The sequence below is a fragment of the Streptomyces sp. HNM0575 genome, assembly GCF_012726265.1.
Classification (GTDB): Bacteria; Actinomycetota; Actinomycetes; order Streptomycetales; family Streptomycetaceae; genus Streptomyces.
In genome coordinates this window covers 223,563-241,564 of the sequence record NZ_JAASAG010000009.1, presented here as the reverse complement: position 1 = coordinate 241,564, position 18,002 = coordinate 223,563, and the positions used below count along the sequence as shown (strand labels likewise).

General features: G+C 70.3%; 17 protein-coding genes. 7 read left to right on the top strand and 10 right to left on the bottom strand.

The window, feature by feature from the left end; genetic code table 11:
• Positions 1-86 precede the first annotated feature (86 nt).
• Positions 87-770, top strand: a complete 684-nt coding sequence (locus HCC61_RS21980) for a TetR family transcriptional regulator (protein ID WP_346777321.1) — start codon at positions 87-89, stop codon at positions 768-770.
• Between the two features lie 54 nt (positions 771-824).
• Here the strand turns inward: HCC61_RS21980 and HCC61_RS21975 are convergent, their stop codons facing one another.
• The 6 genes from HCC61_RS21975 to HCC61_RS21950 form a co-directional block, all read right to left on the bottom strand.
• Positions 825-1,019 (bottom strand): ferredoxin, encoded by a 195-nt coding sequence (locus HCC61_RS21975; RefSeq protein WP_169137907.1) that lies wholly within the window; start codon positions 1,017-1,019, stop codon positions 825-827.
• A 75-nt stretch (positions 1,020-1,094) separates the two neighbouring features.
• Positions 1,095-2,318: a cytochrome P450 gene (locus tag HCC61_RS21970; RefSeq protein ID WP_169137905.1), complete on the bottom strand. Its 1,224-nt coding sequence runs from the start codon at positions 2,316-2,318 to the stop codon at positions 1,095-1,097.
• 131 nt (positions 2,319-2,449) lie between these two features.
• The gene (locus HCC61_RS21965; protein ID WP_169137903.1) at positions 2,450-3,724 is read right to left on the bottom strand and encodes an FAD-dependent oxidoreductase; all 1,275 of its coding nucleotides are present in this window, start codon (positions 3,722-3,724) and stop codon (positions 2,450-2,452) included.
• Positions 3,721-3,918: a ferredoxin gene (locus HCC61_RS21960; RefSeq protein ID WP_169137901.1), complete on the bottom strand. Its 198-nt coding sequence runs from the start codon at positions 3,916-3,918 to the stop codon at positions 3,721-3,723. The genes HCC61_RS21965 and HCC61_RS21960 overlap by 4 nt, the downstream gene beginning before the upstream one ends.
• 67 nt (positions 3,919-3,985) lie before the next feature.
• Positions 3,986-4,657: a TetR family transcriptional regulator gene (locus HCC61_RS21955; protein WP_169137899.1), complete on the bottom strand. Its 672-nt coding sequence runs from the start codon at positions 4,655-4,657 to the stop codon at positions 3,986-3,988.
• 2 nt (positions 4,658-4,659) lie between these two features.
• A complete protein-coding gene (locus HCC61_RS21950; protein ID WP_169138142.1) occupies positions 4,660-5,874 on the bottom strand; it encodes a cytochrome P450 in 1,215 nt (404 codons plus the stop codon).
• Positions 5,875-6,196: 322 nt separating this feature from the next.
• Between HCC61_RS21950 and HCC61_RS21945 the strand changes: the two genes are divergently transcribed.
• Positions 6,197-7,612: an MFS transporter gene (locus HCC61_RS21945; RefSeq protein WP_206322879.1), complete on the top strand. Its 1,416-nt coding sequence runs from the start codon at positions 6,197-6,199 to the stop codon at positions 7,610-7,612.
• A 184-nt stretch (positions 7,613-7,796) separates the two neighbouring features.
• Here the strand turns inward: HCC61_RS21945 and HCC61_RS21940 are convergent, their stop codons facing one another.
• The 3 genes from HCC61_RS21940 to HCC61_RS21930 form a co-directional block, all read right to left on the bottom strand.
• Positions 7,797-8,801, bottom strand: a complete 1,005-nt coding sequence (locus tag HCC61_RS21940; protein ID WP_169137895.1) for an IPT/TIG domain-containing protein — start codon at positions 8,799-8,801, stop codon at positions 7,797-7,799.
• Positions 8,802-8,933: 132 nt separating this feature from the next.
• On the bottom strand, positions 8,934-9,725 hold the full coding sequence (locus HCC61_RS21935) for an IPT/TIG domain-containing protein (protein ID WP_169137893.1): 792 nt from the start codon (positions 9,723-9,725) through the stop codon (positions 8,934-8,936).
• 766 nt (positions 9,726-10,491) lie between these two features.
• Complete coding sequence (locus tag HCC61_RS21930) at positions 10,492-10,986, bottom strand: Ig-like domain-containing protein (protein WP_240969166.1); 495 nt, start codon at positions 10,984-10,986, stop codon at positions 10,492-10,494.
• A gap of 423 nt (positions 10,987-11,409) precedes the next feature.
• Between HCC61_RS21930 and HCC61_RS21925 the strand changes: the two genes are divergently transcribed.
• Both HCC61_RS21925 and HCC61_RS21920 read left to right on the top strand, forming a co-directional pair.
• Positions 11,410-12,390, top strand: coding sequence for an NAD(P)-dependent alcohol dehydrogenase (locus HCC61_RS21925; RefSeq protein WP_169137891.1), 981 nt, complete (start codon positions 11,410-11,412; stop codon positions 12,388-12,390).
• A 129-nt stretch (positions 12,391-12,519) separates the two neighbouring features.
• The gene (locus HCC61_RS21920) at positions 12,520-13,344 is read left to right on the top strand and encodes a methyltransferase domain-containing protein (RefSeq protein ID WP_169137889.1); all 825 of its coding nucleotides are present in this window, start codon (positions 12,520-12,522) and stop codon (positions 13,342-13,344) included.
• Between the two features lie 169 nt (positions 13,345-13,513).
• Here the strand turns inward: HCC61_RS21920 and HCC61_RS21915 are convergent, their stop codons facing one another.
• Positions 13,514-14,314, bottom strand: a complete 801-nt coding sequence (locus HCC61_RS21915) for a DeoR/GlpR family DNA-binding transcription regulator (RefSeq protein ID WP_346777334.1) — start codon at positions 14,312-14,314, stop codon at positions 13,514-13,516.
• A 355-nt stretch (positions 14,315-14,669) separates the two neighbouring features.
• On the opposite strand from HCC61_RS21915, the gene HCC61_RS21910 reads away from it, so the two are divergent.
• The 3 genes from HCC61_RS21910 to HCC61_RS21900 are packed head-to-tail and all read left to right on the top strand — an operon-like array spanning position 14,670 to position 17,859.
• Entirely contained in the window at positions 14,670-16,241 is a 1,572-nt protein-coding gene (locus HCC61_RS21910) for an FGGY family carbohydrate kinase (RefSeq protein WP_169137887.1), read from the top strand.
• Between the two features lie 47 nt (positions 16,242-16,288).
• Positions 16,289-16,759 carry a ribose 5-phosphate isomerase B gene (gene rpiB / locus HCC61_RS21905; RefSeq protein ID WP_169137885.1) on the top strand — a complete coding sequence of 157 codons (471 nt, stop codon included), beginning with the start codon at positions 16,289-16,291 and terminating at the stop codon, positions 16,757-16,759.
• On the top strand, positions 16,756-17,859 hold the full coding sequence (locus HCC61_RS21900; protein WP_169137883.1) for an NAD(P)-binding domain-containing protein: 1,104 nt from the start codon (positions 16,756-16,758) through the stop codon (positions 17,857-17,859). The genes rpiB and HCC61_RS21900 overlap by 4 nt, the downstream gene beginning before the upstream one ends.
• Positions 17,860-18,002: the final 143 nt, after the last annotated feature.

Sequence of the window (18,002 nt, the reverse complement as noted above, 5' to 3'; positions counted from 1 at the left end):
CCGGTGGTACGGGCGGGAGTCTAGAAGGCCGTGTCAGTCAGTGACAAGGCGTCTTCATGTGACACATCGGTGTCTCGTATGCTGCCGTGATCGGACACATGTTGGAGGGGCGGACGGACGTGTACGACAGAGCGGCACGGAACCCGGCGGCGGTCCGGCCCTCCGATCATCGGCCGTCACTCGCCGACCGCCGCAGGGACGCGCTCCGGCTCGACATCGCCCGGGAAGCCGTCCGCCTCTTCGCCGCGCAGGGCGTCACACCCACCACCGGCGAGGAGATCGCACAGAGCGTGGGCATATCGGCCCGCACTCTGTGGCGCCACTTCCCCAACAAGGAGAGCTGCATACGCCCGCTCCTGACGGCCGGCCTGGAGGTCGCGATCGACCACCTGCATCACTGGCCGCGGGAGACGGGCCTGGTGGACTACCTCACGGCCACCTGCCGGCAGGGCAACTTCGCACCGCCCGACGCCGCCGTCCTGCACCTGATCCGGATGACCCGGACCGAGCCCGCCTTGCGAGCCGTGTGGCTCCAGGCCCACGACGACGCGTTGCCGGTGTTCACCGAACTCCTGGCCCGGCGGGCCGGAAAGCCCTCCGACGATCTCCGGGTGAAGGTGCACGCCGCCACGATCAACGGGGCGTTGCGCGCTGCGGCCGAGGACTTCGCGCTGCACTGCACGGACGACGACGCGGACACCTCGCAGAGCACGCTTGCCGCATCCCTGCACGTCGCCCTAGAGGCGGCAGCGGGCGGCCTGCCGTACTGATACGGCAGGCCGTGCTGATGGGTGGCCCCGGCAGCTTGAGCCGGCAGGCCGCGATCACTGCTCGATGCGGATGGCCACGGCGGGGCAGACCGCCGCGGCGTGCTGCACGTCCTCCGCGTCCGCGGGGGCGGGGGAGTCGTCGAGCAGGACCGCGATGCCGTCGTCGTCCCGCTGGTCGAACACCCCGGGGGCGGCCATGACGCACTGGCCCGAGGAGACGCACTTGTCCTGGTCGAGGATGACCTTCACGCTGCACTCCTTACGAGAGGACCCGCCCGGCTTCCGGGCCGGGGGACGGTGGTGTGGGAGGACGGGGCGCCGAAGTCACCAGGTGACCGGCAGTTCGTACACGCCGTAGACCGAGCCGTCGTGCTTGAACGGGACGTCCTCCAGCGCGGCGGCGAGACGCAGGGTGGGGACGCGGCGGTACAAGGTGCCGTAGACGACCTGGAGTTCCATCCGTGCCAGGGGCTGTCCCAGGCACTGGTGGACGCCGAAGCCGAAGGCGACGTGGTGCCGGGCGTCGCGGCGGATGTCCAGGCGGTCGGGGTCGGCGAAGGCCTCAGGGTCGCGGTTGCCGATGTCGTTGGGGATGACCAGTCCGTCACCGGCTTCGATCAACTGCCCGTCGATCTCGATCGGTTCCAGCGCCACGCGGCGCCGTCCGTTGTGGGTGATGTGGAGGTAGCGCAGCAGTTCCTCGACTGCTCCGGCGATCAGCTTCGGGTGGGTCGTCTCGCGGAGCGCGTCGAGTTGGCGCGGGTTCTCCAGCAGGGCGAGCGTCCCCAGCGCGATCATGTTGGCCGTCGTCTCGTGGCCCGCGATCAGCAACAGCACGCCCATGCGTGCCGCTTCGGGCCGGGCCAGCTCGCCGTCCTTCACGCGTTCCGCGAGCCGGGAGAGCAGGTCCTCGGCGGGGCTGCCGGTCTTCTCGCCCACCAGCGCGTCCAGATACTCCGACAGGCGGCCCAGGGCGGCGCCCCGCTCCTCGACGGTGGAGTGGCGGTTGATGATCGTCCGGCTGTTCTCCTGGAAGAAGTCGTGGTCGGCGTAGGGGACTCCGAGCAGTTCGCAGATGACCAGCGAGGGGACGGGCAGGGCGAAGGCCTCGACCAGGTCCACCGGTTGGGGCCCGGAGAGCATGTCGTCGATGAGGGAGTCCACGATCTGCTGGACCCTCGGCCGCAGGCTCTCCACGCGTTTGATGGTGAAGGGCGCGGTCACCATCCGCCGCAGCCGCGCGTGTTCGGGGTCGTCCATCAGGATGAAGCCGATGTTGTTGGTCCGGCTCGCGGCCTGGCTGGGATATCCGGGGCGTGTGATGTCCGCGCTGACCCGGGGGTCGGTGAGCAGTGCCCGCTGGTCGGCGTACCGCGTCACCAGCCACGGCGTACTGCCGTCCCACAGGCGGACCTTGGTGAGCGCGCCCTTCTCCTGCTGTTCACGCAGTTCCGGCGGCGGGTCGAACGGGCAGGCCGCCGCGCGTGGCATCGGGTATTCGGGGATCTCGGCCTGTTGCCGTTCGGCCGGGGAGAGCGTTCCGGTCATGTCGTCCTCTCAACTCGGATGGCCCGCTTCGCCGTTGACGACGCCGTCGGGCGTACGGGCAGGGCGCGGTCGGGCCGGGCTGTGCGGGGGCGTTCGGCTACGGAGTGGAAAGTGGGGAAGGGGCGCAGGGGTCAGGGCGCCGGAGTGAGCGCGGAGTAGGCCTTCACGAGCTCCCGTCTGTACGGAAGCGTCTGCTTCGGCATGTTCCAGCCGAGGACGCCGGTGGTCGCACCGCCGCGTCGGTAGAGGGCGACGAAGCGTCCGTCGGCCATGTCCCCTTCCACGACGGTGAATTCGTCGTCGCCGGCGGGTCGTCCGTGGACCTGGACCTTGACGTCGAACTGGTCGGTCCAGAAGTACGGCACCGGACGGTAGGGCCGGTCCCCGCCCAGGAGCACCGAGGCCACGGCGAGTGCTTGTTCCGTGGCGTTCGTGCGGTTCTCCAAGCGCACATGGGCTTCGAGCACTTCGTGGTGCCAGCGTGCGACGTCTCCCGCGGCGTAGACGCCGTCGGCCGCCCGGCAGCGGGAGTCGCACACCACTCCGTCGTCCGTGGGCAGCCCGCTGCCCTCCAGCCAGTCCGTGGCGGGTACGGCGCCGAGCGCGACCACGACCACGTCGGCGGGCAGCGTCTCACCGGTCTCCAGCCGGACCCCCGTGACGCGCCCCCGCTCGCCGGTCAGGCTCTCCACGGCGGCGCCGGGCCGCAGCCGTACGCCGCGGGAGGCGTGCAGCCGGGCCAGCAGCCCCGCCGCGCCGTGGCCGAGCTGTGCCGCCATCGGCGCGGGCTGCGGGCCCGCCAGGGTGACCTCCGCGCCCATCTGCCGTGCGGTGGCGGCGACTTCACAGCCGAGCACGCCGTCCCCGACGACGACGAGCCGCTTCCCCGAGGCGTCCGGCGAGCCCGATGTCCCCGTTGTCCGGGGTGAGTTCCCCGTTGTCCCGGGTGAGTTCGGCCGGTCCGCCCCGGGCCGCGCCAGCAGATCGGCGCGCAGTGCCAGCGCGTCGTCCAGGGTGTGCAGCACGTGCACCCCGGCGAGGTCCGGCTGTCCGGGGAGCCTTCTCGCCCGTACCCCGGTGGCGAGCACGACGGCGTCGGCGCACAGGCTGCGTCCGGTGGCGGTGCGGACGGTCCGTGCCCCGGCGTCGAGTCCGACGGCACGCTCGCCGAGTACGAACTCCGCGCCCAGCGCGGCCAGTTGAGCCTCGTCCCGGAGGGCGGCCCGCTCGTGCTCCCAGTGCCCGGCCAGCACCTGCTTCGAAAGCGGCGGACGGTCGTACGGCGCGTGAGGCTCCTCGCCGAGCACGGTCAGCGTGCCCTGGTAGCCGCGCCGGCGCAGGATCTCGGCGGTGGCGAGTCCGGCGGCGGAGGCGCCGACCACCAGGACGGAGGCGGGCACGGTCACGAGCCGCTCACGGTGATGGCTCCGGCCGGGCAGACCTCGGCGGCCTCGCGCACCGCCGCCTGTTCCGCGGCGTCTGGCCCGGCGTCGAGCAGGACGACGATGCCGTCGTCGTCACGCTGGTCGAAGACGTCCGGGGCGGCCAGGACGCACGCCCCGGCACCGCAGCACTTGTCCTCGTCCACGGTCACCTTCACGCAGTGTCTCCTTCGTCTTGGGGGAGGCGGTCCCGTAACGGAGCGGGACCGCGGAGGGCGGCGGCGGTCACGGCCCGGTGGTCACCGGCGCCAGCCACAGCCCGGTGATCGCGTCGATGAGGCCCGTGGCGTGCGCGTCCCAGTCCGGCCGCGCGGTGTGGGCGCCGTCCGCGAGCGCCCGTTCGCGCTCGGCCAGGGTGTGCACCAGCAGATGGCGTGCCATGTCGCCGCGCTCGATCCTTACGGGCAGCGGCAGTTCGGGCAGACAGCGGTTGAGCCCGTCCATGGTCCGCTGGATCGACGGCCCGAACGTCTCGTCGACCATCAGCTCGCGGAGCACCGGATCGGTCATGAGCTGGGCGCCGAACCGCGCGTACCAGGTGGGGCACCCCAGCTCCGTCAGATGCCGGGTGCTGGGACGCACCAGGCAGGCCACCCAGTCCCGTACGTCGGCGGAGTCGCCGGCCTCGGCCAGCATCGCGTCGCGCAGCTCGTCGATGCGGTCGCCGTGTTTGCGGACGATGGCCCGCAGCAGATCGGTCTTGGTGCCGAAGTGATATCCGACGGCCGCGTTGTTGCCCTGCCCGGCGGCCTCGCTGATCTGCCGGTTGGAGACGGTGAACACACCGTGCTCGGCGAACATCCGCTCGGCGACAGTGAGGATCGCCTCCCGTGTCGCGGACACCTTCTCCGAACGGGCCGTTCCCGGATTCTCGGAGCGGGCTGCTCTCGGGGTCATCGTCACCACCTCACCGGGACTTCGCGCAGACCGCCGACGACCAGCCCCTCGACCGGACGCAACTCCTCGGGCGGAACGGCGAGTTCGAGGGTGGGCAGGCGGCGCAGCAGCACGTCGAGCACGGTCTGCAACTCCGTACGGGCGAGTGACTGGCCGAGGCAGGAGTGCGGTCCCGCGCCGAAGGCCAGATGAGGGTTGGGGCTGCGGTCCAGCCGCATCCGGCCGGCGTCCTCGAAGGCCGCCTCGTCCCGGTTGGCGGCGGCCATGCTGCACACCAGCGTGCTGCCGCGGGGAACTTCGGCTCCGGCGACCTCGACGTCCTCCTTCACATAGCGGGGCATGCCGAAGCCGGGGTTCGCGTCGAACCGCAGCACTTCCTCCACGGCCGTACGGACGAGGGAGCGGTCGGCCACCAGGCGCTCCCACCGGGTCCGGTCGGAGAGCAGCATCGCCGTCATCTTGCCGATCATGTTCGCGGTGGTCTCGTGCCCGGCGATGAGCAACGCCTGTCCGGTGGCCGCGAGTTGGCCGTCGGTGAGCCGTCCGCCGTCGGTGTCCGTCGTGGTGATGAGCGTGCTGAGCAGGTCGTCACCGGGGTCGCGGCGCTTCGCCTCCAGATGACCGGCCATGTACGCGTGGAACTCCGCCTGCGCCGCGTCGATCTCCTCCTGGCCGTACCGGGTGAGGTTGAGCAGCATGTCGGACCAGCGGGCGAAGCGGTCCCGGTCGGAGTCCGGCACGCCCAGCAGGTCGCAGATCACCCACACCGGCAGCGGGAAACCGACGCTCGCCTTGAGGTCGGCCGGGTGGCCGCGCTCGACCATCTCGTCCACCAGCCGGCCCGTCATCGCCTCGATGCCCGGACGCAGCATCGTCATCCGCTTCGCGGTGAACCACCTGGTCAGCATCCGCCGCCAGCGCTGCTGTCCGGCCCCGGCGAGCGACTCGGCCATGGAGTCGTTGAAGACCCCGCCGGACTCGTTGGCCGACACCCGCGCCGCGTCGTCCGCGTCGAGCTGCCGTGTGCACCGCGGCTCGGACAGCACCTGCTTCACGTCGTCGTACCGCGTCACGAGCGACGCCCCGTCCCCGCTGGGCAGCACCACCGGCGCGATGGGGGACTCCTCGCGCAGCACCGCCCACTGCGCGGGCGGCTCCAGCGCCTCCTCCAACGGCAGTGGGTAACTCAGCGCGCTGCCACGGCCGTTGTCGCTCACCGCTGTCTCGCTGCTCACCACGCTCTCCCTTCGACCCGGGACCGAGGTGGTCAGTGAACGCCGTCCGCTAAGGTAAGTCAAGCGCGTGACTTAAATTGTTCCGTGCCCCGATACCGACCTGCCTGCTCCGCGCCCGTAAGCGCGCGGACGAGAGAGACGGAGGACCTCCGTGGCGTCCACTCCTGCCGCGCCGCCCGACGAGAGCCCGGAGCCGGGGCCCGACAAGAGCCCGCCTGACGAGAGCCCACAGGACGGGAGCCCACAGGACGGGAGTCCACTCGACGGGAGCCCCGGACCCGCCCGACGGGCACGAGCGAACGCCATGGTGGCGGTGCTCGCCTTCGCGGGCATCGCCGTCGCACTGATGCAGACCCTCGTCATCCCGCTGGTGCCGCAGCTTCCCCGGCTCCTCAACTCCTCGGCGGCGGACGCCGCTTGGGCGATCACCGTCACGCTGTTCGCGGGCGCCGTCGCCACACCCGTGATGGGACGGCTCGGCGACATGTACGGCAAGCGCCGCATGCTGCTGCTCAGCCTCGCCCTGCTGGTGGGCGGATCGGTGGTCTGCGCGTTCAGCGACAGCCTGCTGCCGATGGTCGCCGGACGGACGTTGCAGGGTCTGTCCGCGGGCGTCATCCCGCTCGGCATCAGCATCATGCGCGACGAACTCCCCGCCCACCGGCTCGGATCGGCGACCGCGCTGATGAGCGCCTCACTCGGCGTCGGCGGCGCCCTCGGGCTGCCGGCGGTCGCCTTCCTCGCCCAACGCATCGACTGGCACATGCTGTTCTGGGCCGCGGCGGGCATGGGCGCCCTGGCCACCGTGCTGGTGGTGAGCGTCGTAGCGGAATCCCCGGTCCGCACCGGCGGACGCTTCGACGTCATAGGCGCCGCCGGACTCTCCACCGTGCTGGTCTGCCTGCTGCTCGCGATCTCCAAGGGCGCCGACTGGGGCTGGACCAGCGGCAGCACGACGGGGCTGATCGCCGTTGCCGTCGCCGTACTGCTGCTGTGGACCCGGTGGGAGCGGCGCGTGGCGCGACCGCTGGTGGACCTGGCGGCCACCACGCGCCGTCAAGTGCTGCTCACCAACGCCGCTTCCGCCGTCTTCGGCTTCGCCATGTTCGCGATGTCGCTCGTGCTGCCGCAGGTGCTCCAGCTCCCGGAGGCCACCGGTTACGGACTCGGTGCCTCCATGGTGACCGTCGGCCTGGTTATGGGGCCCTCGGGGCTGGTCATGATGGCGATGGCACCCGTCTCCGCGGCCGTCTCCCGTACGAAGGGCCCCAAGGTGACGCTGATGACCGGGGCGCTCGTGGTCGCCGCCGGATACGGCATGAGCATCGCGATGATGTCGGCCCTGTGGCACCTGGTGCTGGTCTCCGCGGTGATCGGCGGCGGCATCGGACTGGCGTACGGCGCCATGCCGGCCCTCATCATGGCTGCCGTGCCGGTCTCCGAGACAGCGGCGGCCAACAGCCTCAACACGCTGATGCGCGCCATCGGGACCTCCGTCTCCAGCGCCGTCGCGGGAGTCGTCCTGGCACAGATGACCATGCCGTTCGGCCCGCTGGCCGTGCCCTCCCAGAACGGATTCCGCACCGTCATGGCGATCGGTGCGTGCGCGGCCCTGACCGCCCTCGCCCTCGCCTCCTTCCTTCCCCGGCATTCACCGGCGGCCCCGCCGCCCCGGCACGACCAGGATCCGGAGCCGGCCACGGCACTCACCGGCAACTGAACGCCCGGCGCGAAAGGGGCACCGCCTCGGGCGACGCGCGGTCGCGGTCGGGTCGTAGTCGCAGTCGCAGTCGCGGGTCCGGAGAGAGGGGGCGCTGCGTGGACGCGTTCGCGGTCCAGGCAGGGGCAGTGTCTACGGATATGGGCCTGCTGCCAGTGGTGTTGAGGATGCGGACGGCACGGCCTCACGCCTCGTAGGTGTAGCTGAGCGCGTTGCTGGTGCCGCCGGGCGTGTGGAGGGTGACGGGAACCGTTCCGGTCCCCGGGGGCGCGGTCGCCACGACGATGGCGTCGGAGACGGCGGCATAGCCGGCGGAAGCCGAGCCGAAGAGGACCTCGTCGGTGTAGGTGAGGTCCGTGCCGTTGATGGTGACGCTGGTACCACCGGCGGCCTGACCGGAGTCCGGGGTGAGTGCCGTGATGGCGGGCTGGTGGAGATAGGTGTAGTACGGGTTGCCGGTGGTGGGTTCGCTTGTGCCCGCCGGAGTGGTGACCGTGACCTCGACGGTGTCGGCGTCGGTGCCGGCGGGTGCGGTGACCGTGATCTGGGCGTCGCCCTGGACGTCGATGCCGGTGGCGGCCTCGGCGCCGAAGTGCACGGCGGTCGTGCCGGAGAGGTTCGTCCCGGTGATGATGACGGTGTTGCCGCCGCCGATGGGCCCGTAATGCGGATTGAGATCGGTGAGGGTGGGCGCCGGCGCCGTGGTGTAGGCGTAGGTGACGCTGTTGCTGGTGCCCGCGGCGGTCGTCACGCTGACGGGGACGGCGCCCTGGCCGGGCGGTGCCGTGGCGGTGATCTGCGTGTCGTTCACGTTGACGTAGCCGGCGCTCACCGCGCCGAAGTGGACGGCTGTGGCGCCGCCGAGGCCTGTGCCGGAGATGACGACCTGATTGCCGCCGCTGGTGGGGCCTTGGCCCGGATTGAGCCCGGTGATGGCGGGGGCTGCCAGGTAGGCGTATGTGAGGGCGTTGCTCGTACCGCCTGGAGTGGTGACGGTGACCGGTACCGAGCCCGAACCCGGCGGCGCGGTGGCTCTGATCGAGGAGCTGCTGCTCACGGTGTATCCGGCGGCTGTTCCGCCGAAGCGCACGGCGGAGGCGCCGACTAGGCTGTTGCCGGAGATGACGACCTGATTCCCGCCGGCGGCGGGGCCTTGAGCGGGATTGAGCGCACTGATCACCGGTTGCATGGAGCGGGCCTCTCTCGCTGGTTGCCGTCGTTCGGACGGGGATGCCCGTAAGGCTTGTTCTTCGCCTCCCGGACCGGCGCTGCACAGTGTGCTCTGGCCTGGGCCAGAGCACACAGGGGCCGGACGTCCGGGTCAGGTGGTGGTGAAGGTGGCCGCGGGGTTGACGGCGGTCGTGCCACCGGGGTTGGTGATCGTGACGTCGAACGCCGTCGCCGCGGGGAGCGTGGCGGGCGTGGTCACGAGCACCTGTGTGTCGCTCAGCCCTGCGAAGTCGGACACGGGGTAGTCGGTCGTGGTGGTGGGATCGGTGAACGTGACGCCGGTGACGTCGTAGAGACCGGTGCCGGTGACGAGGACGCCTTCCTCGCCGGCCGTTCCGGTGCCGGGGGAGACACTGCTGACGGTCGGAGTGTCGTAGTAGGTGTACTGCGAGGAAGCCCCGCTCGGGGTGCTGGTGCCGCCCGGGCTGGTGATCGTGACATCGACGGTGACGGGGGCGCCCGTGACCGGATTGTCCGGTGGCGTGACGGTGAGCCCGAAGTCGCCGTTGTGGCTGACCACGGTGCCGGCGGTGCCACCGAAGGCCACGGCGGTGGCAGAGGCGAGGCCGCTGCCGGTGATGGTGGTGTTCGGTGCATCGGCCTCGGGGCCGGTGGTGACGCTGAGGCCCGTGCACTCCGGGACGGCAACGTAGAAGAAGGCCTTGCCGTTGCTGATGGATCCGGCCGCGGTCACCGTGACATTGACCTGCCCGGCGCACGCGGAGGGGACTGTGGTGGAGACGGTGGTGCCGGCGGCTGTTCCGGCTACGGTCTTGTTGCCCACGCTGACGTTCACCGTGCCGGTTCCGAATCCGGAACCCGTGATGGACAGGGGATCACCGCCCTTGCCCTGGGTGGTACTGAGCGAGGTGATGGTTGGCATCTGAACTCCTTCGTTGAGGTACTCCACTGGGTTGCGCTGGCTCAATCGGCTGTGCTGTGCGCCCAACGGTGAAAGGCGGTGGGGCCTATGGCGCTTTTGGCATGCGCCGCGGTGGGCCGTGGTGGTCTGGGACGGGCCGTGCAGGATCTGCGGACGTCTGCTCCGCGGGCATGGCGAGCTGAACTGTCCGTGCCAGTACGGATTTTGACGGCTGGGTTTGCTGGATTCGGAGAGTCGGCCGGAGTCGCTTGTCGTAGCTTCCAGCTGGTGCCGACTGCTAAAGAAAGGCCAGTCGGTGAATCCGGTCTCCTCCGTTGAAGACGCCCGTGACAACGTTGCTGAGCGGGACGTCATGAAGACCGTGATACGGGCCACCCGACGCCTCAACGGAGGGGAAGAGCAGCTCACTTGATCGGACTTCAGTCAGTAGGCCATAAGTACCAAGCAGAGACAAGGGGGTTGACGAATCCATCACTCGAAAGACGTATTAGAGAGTTCATTTTACGTATATGGATATGACTTCATGGCTGACCGCCGGACGACCACTATGACTGGAACAGTCGCCGGATCCATTCACCGGCGTCACTGGAGTTGACCGGACCCGACCGTTTCAGGATCAACCGGCCGCCGCTGACGTCGAGTTCGTCGCCGCGCCAACCACCAGGCTCTTTTCGCCGTCCCAATTACTGGGAATCACATCCGAGTTGCATAGCACCGCCCCCACGCAGCGTGTGCTGCGTGGGGGCGGCCGGTGTTCTCGACGCGGTCAGTTGTTGGTCACCGTGATGTTGTTCTCATCGTGAATGGAGTTGTTGCTCCCGGCGTTCTCGTTGTTGGTGTAGATGAGGGTCAGACCGCCGCCGGACGGGGGTGTCGGGCCGTCCTGACTCACCTGCACCGTGGTGGTGTCATTGGACGCAAAGCAGTTGTCGTTTCCGTTGTAGCTCGCGGTGATCGTGTGCGTTCCGACGGTTTGGAAGACGGCAGTGACGGAAGCGCTTCCGTCCGGGGCGACGGGCACGGTGGCCAGGATTTCGCCTCCGTCGAAGAACGTCACGCCCAACTGCCCGCTCGGGTCGGCCGTACAAGTGACCTGGCTGTTCAAGGTCACGGGATCGCCCACGGCCACTGATGCGGGAGTCGCCTGGACTGTCGTCGACGAAGGCTCCTCGGCCACGGCCGGCGCCGCGAAACCCAATACCATCGCAATTGCCGCACAGGCGGCCATCTTCCATGTCTTGCGGCTTTGCGCGAACCTCATCAGTTGACTCCTCGTTTCATCCCCCGGTTCAGGCACCCGATTTCGCCCGTCACCTTATGGGGAAGGGTCGTATTCCAGAGGTGAATTCAGTCGCCGTAATGCACACGGACGACCAAGTTCCCCCGTACAGCGCAGGAATCATGAACCCCGGTCGGGCGGGCAGTTGGGCCGGAGGACGGTGTCCGGACGGGCAGAAGCTTCAACTCGCCGCTGGGGGCGGTGGTTGGGGGGCTCGCGGAACGGAACCAAGTGCGGTCTGACGGCATCTCACTGGGCGGTGATCGGTTGGCCGTCGCCGCCCGGTGGGCGGGCGGCCGTGATTCTGGGGCGATATCCGGGATTTCCCCGATTCCTCCCTCGTGGATCGGCTCTATCGTGGCCGCAGACGGAGGCCTCCGGCCTTCGCTCCCCGAAGGAGGCCGGATGAGGGCGCTCGTTCAGGATCACTACGGTTCACCCGATGTGCTGCGGGTGGAGGACATCCCGGTGCCCGCCGCCGGTGCGGGAGAAGTGCTCGTCCGAGTCCACGCGGCCTCCGTCAACGCCCGTGACTGGCATCTGATGCGCGGCGAGCCGCGGTTGGCACGTCTGGCCGGTTCGGACTTCGGCCGGACCGGGCCGAGGTCGAGAGTCCGTGGCACCGACTTCGCGGGGATCGTCGAGGCGGTGGGGCCGGGCCTGACCGCGTGGCGGCCCGGCGACGAGGTGTACGGCGAGTCTGCCGGGGCGTTCGCGGAGTATGTCGCGGCCCCCGCGGAAGTCGTGGCGGCCAAGCCCGCTTCTCTCACCTTCGAGGAGGCGGCCGCGATGCCCCTGGCCGCCAACACCGCCCTGGTCTGCCTGCGCGAAGGCGGCCTGAAGGCGGGACAGGCCGTGCTGATCAACGGCGCGTCCGGGGGCGTCGGTACGTTCGCCGTGCAGCTCGCGAAGTCCTGGGACGCGCGGGTGACTGCCGTCTGTAGCGACCGCAACGCCGATCTCGTACGCTCCCTCGGCGCCGACGTGGTCGTCGACTACGGACGCGAGGACTTCGCGAAGTCCGCCCGGCGGTACGATCTCGTGCTCGACCTGGTGGGCAACCGGTCCCTGTGTGACCTCCGCCACGTGCTGACGCCGGGCGGCTGCATCGTGCTCTCCGGCGGCGGGGTCTCGGGAGAGGGCCGCATCATCGGCCCCATGAGCCTGCTGATCCGCGGCCAGTTGCTGGCGCGCCTCACCCGGCTCCGCCTGATCGTCCCCGAGGCCGAGCCGAGCGCCCGGAACCTGGGCGAGCTCTCGGCACTCGTCGGATCAGGCTCCCTCACCCCGGTCGTCGACCGGGTCTTCCCGCTCAAGGACGCCGCCGAGGCCGTCCGCTACATGGAGGTCGAACACGCCCGCGCCAAGGTCGTCATCACCGTTTGATCATGTACCGGTGCGCGTCGGGCAGTTGACCGGGCCGGAGGCCGGTCGGCCCCCGGCCCGGGTCGAAGGCGCCCTTGGCGCGGCCAAGCGGCGCAAGGCAGTTGGTGTGCAGGTCCGCGCCTCGGCGCCATGACTGGACGACGTCGACCGGGCCATACTGATGCGGTGAACCGATATCTGCTGGACAACCGTCGTCCGGAGGCCGGCGAGCGGTTCGCGGCGCTTGCCGAGATGTTCGACCCGTGGACCTTCCGTCACCTCGACGACCTGGGGCTCGGTGAAGGATGGCGGTGCTGGGAGGTCGGCGCCGGCGGCGTCTCGGTGCCGCGCGGCCTGGCGGAGCGCGTGGGGGCCGGCGGCCGGGTGCTGGCCACGGACATCGACGTGTCGTGGGCCGAGCCCGCGGCCGGCGGCGCGCTGGAGGTACGCCGGCACGACGTGCTCCGCGACCCACCGCCGGCGGAGACGTTCGACCTGGTCCACGCCCGGCTGGTCCTGGTCCACCTGAAGGATCGCGCGGCCGCGATGCGCGTCATGACCGATGCGCTCCGGCCGGGCGGATGGCTGGTGATCGAGGACGGGGACCCGGCCCTGCAACCACTCGCCTGTCCCGACGAACGCGGCCCCGACGAGGAGTTGGCGAACCGGCTGCGCGCCCGGATGCGGCAACTGATGGCCGAGCGCGGGGCGGACCTCGCATACGGTCGCACGCTGCCCCGGCTGCTGCGTGAGTCGGATCTGACGGACGTCGGCGCCGAGGCCTACTTCCCCGTCGCGTCACGCGCGTGCGCGGTCCTGGAGGCGGCCACGCTCCAGCACGTCCGCGATCAGCTCCTGGCCGCGGAACTGGCGACGCCCGAGGAGATCGAGACGCATCTCGCGAACCTCGCGCACGGCGGCCTGGACCTTATGCTCGCACCGATGATCACCGCATGGGGCCGCAAGCCGGCCTGATGCCCCAGCCGGTCTGATACCCCAGACAACCGGCCGCTCGACGCGCGCTCCGACGACCGGCCATGTCCAAGCTCCTGGTGGGTCAACTGGCCGCACCCGGGCTCTGGTTCCGGGGGCCGGGGCATTCCGAGGCCGCCGTGTGCCCCGATCCGATCGGCGGTCTCAGGCGTCAGCCGGCCTTGGCCACCTCAACGGTCACTTGACGCTCGTGCAGCTCCTTGAGGACCGGCTCCGGGGTGCGCTCGTCCACGATGACGACGTCGAAGTCGGTGAGTGGAGCCAGGGCGTGCAGGGCCCGGCGTTCGAACTTCGTATGGTCCACGTACAGGATCCGCTTGGCCGCGACGTCCATCATGGCGCGCTTGAACGACACGGTGTCATGTGTCTGGTGGTAGCAGGTCCCGGCCGTGATGGCGGAGGTGGAGAGCACGGCGAGGTCGACCGAGAGGCTGCGGATGGCGTCGACCGTCATCCCGCCCAGGAAGGCGTCGCCGGCCTCGTGGTAAGTGCCGCCGAGGCCGATCAGGCGGATGCCCTGACCGCCCTTGAGTTCACTGAGCACGGGCAGGAAGTTGCTGATCACAGTGGCGGGCCCGGCGTCCCGCAGGAGCCGGGCGAAGTGGATGCCGGTGGTGCTGTCGTCGAGCAGGATCGCCTGACCCGGCTCGACATGCCTCAGGGCGGCCCGGGCGATGGTGCGCTTGTGGGCGGCCTGGCTCTCCAGTCGTACGGTCACGCTGCTCTCGAAGAGCGCCGACGGCTGCACGCTCGCACCACCGCGGGTCCGGCGCAGCAGGCCCTGACGGTCCAGTGCGGTCACGTCGCGCAGGATCGTCATCACGCTGACCCCGAAGCGCTCGGCGAGGTCTTCGTTCCTCACTGAACCCTGGTCGATGACCTGCATGAGGATTTGCTGCTGACGTTGCGACGGCCGTAGTGGTCCCTGGTTGTCGGTTTCCTCTGCGACCACGAGGTCGTCACTCTCACCCACCGGTGTTGCCTCCTGTCAGGTGCCGAGCCGCTTCAGTGCCTTGCCAGCCTAGTCGTGAGCGTCTCACCGGCTACCACCGAGCCGTCTTTCTTACGTAGGCAATGTTGGAACGAACACTTGACATGTTAGTTCGGGCGCGAGCATCGTCTTAACGAACAGGAAACCTGAGAGGTCGAGGACCGGTGCCCGGCCGCGGTCGAGGCGGCCGCCCGCCCGGTGGCTCCCTCACCGAGATGAGACGGGACAGCCCGATACCAGCAGCAGGTCCGGGACGGGATCGAAGCGGGCGGCGGCGTCGGCGTCACGGACCCGACGGAGAAGGAGGGGAGGTCACATGGAACGCAGCAGCGCCGGCAGGTACGTCATCGGCGTCGACAGCTCGTCGACCGCGACCAAGGCCGTCGTGTTCGACGACGCCGGCCACGCCGTCGGTGAAGGACGTCGCACGTTCCCGCTGCGGCGCCCGTATCCCGGGTGGCACGAGCAGAACGCCCGGCACTGGTGGGACTCCACGCGCGGCGCGCTGGGCGAGGCGGCCTCGCAGGTCGACGCCTCGCAGATCGCCGCCATCGGCATCACCCACCAGCGCGAGAGCTTCGTCTGCCTGGACGGGCAGGGCAACGAACTGCGCCCGGCGATCCTTTGGCTCGACGGCCGGGCGGGGAAGCAGATCGCCGAGTACGGCAGCCCGTCCGTGCATGAGACGTCCGGCAAGCCGCCGGACGTCACCCCTGCCTTCTACAAGTTGATGTGGCTGCGCGAGAACGAACCGGACACCCTGCGCGACAGCGCCCGCGTGGTGGACGTCGCCACCTACCTCACCCACAAGCTCACGGGCCAGTGGCGCACCAGCTGGGCCTCGGCCGACCCGCTCGGGTTGGTCGACATGGCCTCCTTCACATGGTCGCGGCAACTGCTGGAGACCGTCGGACTGACGGAGGATCAGCTGCCGGAGCTGGTGCCGCCCGGTGCCGTGCTCGGAGTGCTGGGCCGCGATGTCGCGGCCGAGTTGGGCCTCCCCGAGGGCATCCCGGTCGTGGCGGGTGCGGGGGACGGCCAGTGCGCCGGCCTCGGCGCAGGTGTCACCCGTCCCGGCCTGATGTACACGAACATGGGCACCGCCCTCGCCGCCGGCACGTGGTCGGACGAGTACCGCTGGTCCCGTGCCTTCCGTACGTTGGGCGGCCCGGTCCCCGGCACGTACACGCTGGAGACCCTGCTGTCGTCCGGCAGTTATCTGATCAGCTGGTTCATGGAGAAGTTCGGCGCGCTGCCGGGCCTGGGGCTGGAGCTGACCGCCGAGGAGATCATGGAGGCCGCGGCCGCCAAGGTCCCTCCGGGTGCGGACGGGCTGATGGCACTGCCGTACCTCAACGCCGCGCAGACACCGTACTGGGACCCCGACGCCCGTGGCGCGATCATCGGTTGGTCCGGATTCCACGGCAGAGAGCACCTGTACCGGGCCCTTCTCGAGGGCATCGCCTTCGAGTTGCGGCTCACCACGGACGGCGTCGCCGACGACACCGGTGTCCCCGTCGAGCGGTACCTGGCGATGGGCGGCGGCTCGCGCAGCCGGCTGTGGACCCAGATCGTCGCCGACGTCACCGGACGTCCCGTCACCGTGTGCGCCGAAACCGAGACCACGGCACTGGGTGCGGCGGTCCTTGCGGCGGCCGCCGTCGGTCTCGGCGGGGTGCACGACATCGGGCAGACGGTGAGCCGGATGGCCAGGAGCAGGGGCACCGTCGACCCCGACCCGGGCGCGCGACCCCGCTACGAGGACCTCTACGGCGTCTACCGCCGCCTGTATCCGGCGTTGAAGGACCTCTTCCCGCCGCTGCTCGCCGCCTCCGGGGCGGCCGGCGGGGCGCCCCGGGCCGAGGAGAGCGCCGATCCTCCCAACTGACGGCCGGCCCATGCGATTTCACACCCCGCACCACACCTGGAGACGAGATGAGCACCATCGCCATCGGCTCTGACGACGCAGGCGCAGCGATGAAGGACGCCCTGCGCGACCACTTGATCGCGAAGGGCCACGACGTGACGGACTACGGATCGGGCGAGGACGAGGACTACCCGGACGTTGCCGAACGCGTCGCCGTGGCCGTCGCCGACGGCAGGCACGACCGCGCCGTTCTCGTCTGCGGTACCGGCATCGGCGTTGCGATCACCGCCAACAAGGTGCCCGGGGTGCGCGCCGCGCAGATAGCCGACGCCTACAGCGCCGAGCGGGCCCGCAAGTCCAACGACGCGCAGATCGCCTGTCTCGGCTCCCGCACCCTCGGCATCGAGCAGGCGAAGGTCTGCCTCGATCACTGGGTCGCCTCCGAATTCGACGGTGGCCGTTCCCTGCCCAAGGTCCGCAAGATCCAAGAGGTCGAGCAGCGCCAGCTCGCCGCGCACGAGGCGAAGAAGTTCGCATGAGCCGGCCCACTGAGACGGTGACCATCCTCGGCGCGGGCGCGATGGGCAGCGCGCTCGCCTCTCCGGCGGCCGACAACGGCCACGAGGTCCGGGTGTGGGGCACCTGGCTCGACGACGAGCTGCTGGACGCGGTCGAGCAGGGCCGCTCTCATCCGCGTACCGGCGTCCCCCTCGACTCCCGGGTGAAGACCTACCGCAGCGGCGAGTTGGCAGAAGCCCTCGCGGAAGCCACGTACGTGGTGCTGTCCATCAGTTCCGACGGCGTCATGGAAGTCCTGCGCGAGGCCGCCGAGTACCTGCGCCCCGGCCAGACCCTGGCCATCACCACCAAGGGCTTCGTCCGCAGCGGCGACAGGGTCGTCACCCTGCCCGAGGCCGTGGCCGGGGTGCTGCGCGAGGCCGCACCGGCCCTGGACCTGTCGCTCGTCGCCATCGGCGGTCCGTGCAAGGCCAACGAGGTCGCGGCCCGTAGGCCCACCGCCGCCGTGCACGCCTGCGCTTCACGCGAGGTCGCCGGGCGCTCGCGCGCTCTGTTCGCCACCGGCGCCTACGCGGTGGAGGTGAGCGAGGACCCCGTCGGCGTGGAGGTCTCCGCCGCGCTGAAGAACGTGTACGCCGTTTCGCTGGGCGTCTGCCAGGGCCTGGCCCAGCACGGTGGCGAGCCCTACCACGACCTACAGGCCGCCGCGTTCGCCCAGGCCGTCACCGAGATGATCCGGATCGCCGAAGCGCTCGGGGGGCGTCCCGAGACCGTCACCGGTCTCGCCGGCGTCGGAGACCTGGAGGTCACCGGGCTCTCCGGCCGCAACCGCGTCTACGGCACCCGTGTCGGCGGCGGCGAGCATCCGTACGAGGCGATGCAGGCGATGCAGGCGGCGGGCCAGACCGTCGAAGGCGTCCCCGCCGCCCGGCTCGCCTGTGAACTCGTCGATCAGCTGATACGTGCCGGTGCCCTGCCGGACTGGTCCGGGCTGCCGCTGCTGCGGCAGATCGCCCGGCTGCTCGACGGGCGGTCCCCCCGCCGTGGCGAGGAACTGTCCCTCGCGCTCGCCCGGGCCGCCCTGCCACACGCCCTGCCGCACGCCCTGACGGAGCGTTAGCTCATGCCGTGCGTCGCACAGGGCGGGGGAGTCCACGGCAGCGGTACGGCCGTCAGCCGCAGTAGAGACGCGCACAAGAGCGCACCGACGCAGACCGCACCGATGCAGACCGCACCCATGACCCCAACGTGCGCCAGGGACAC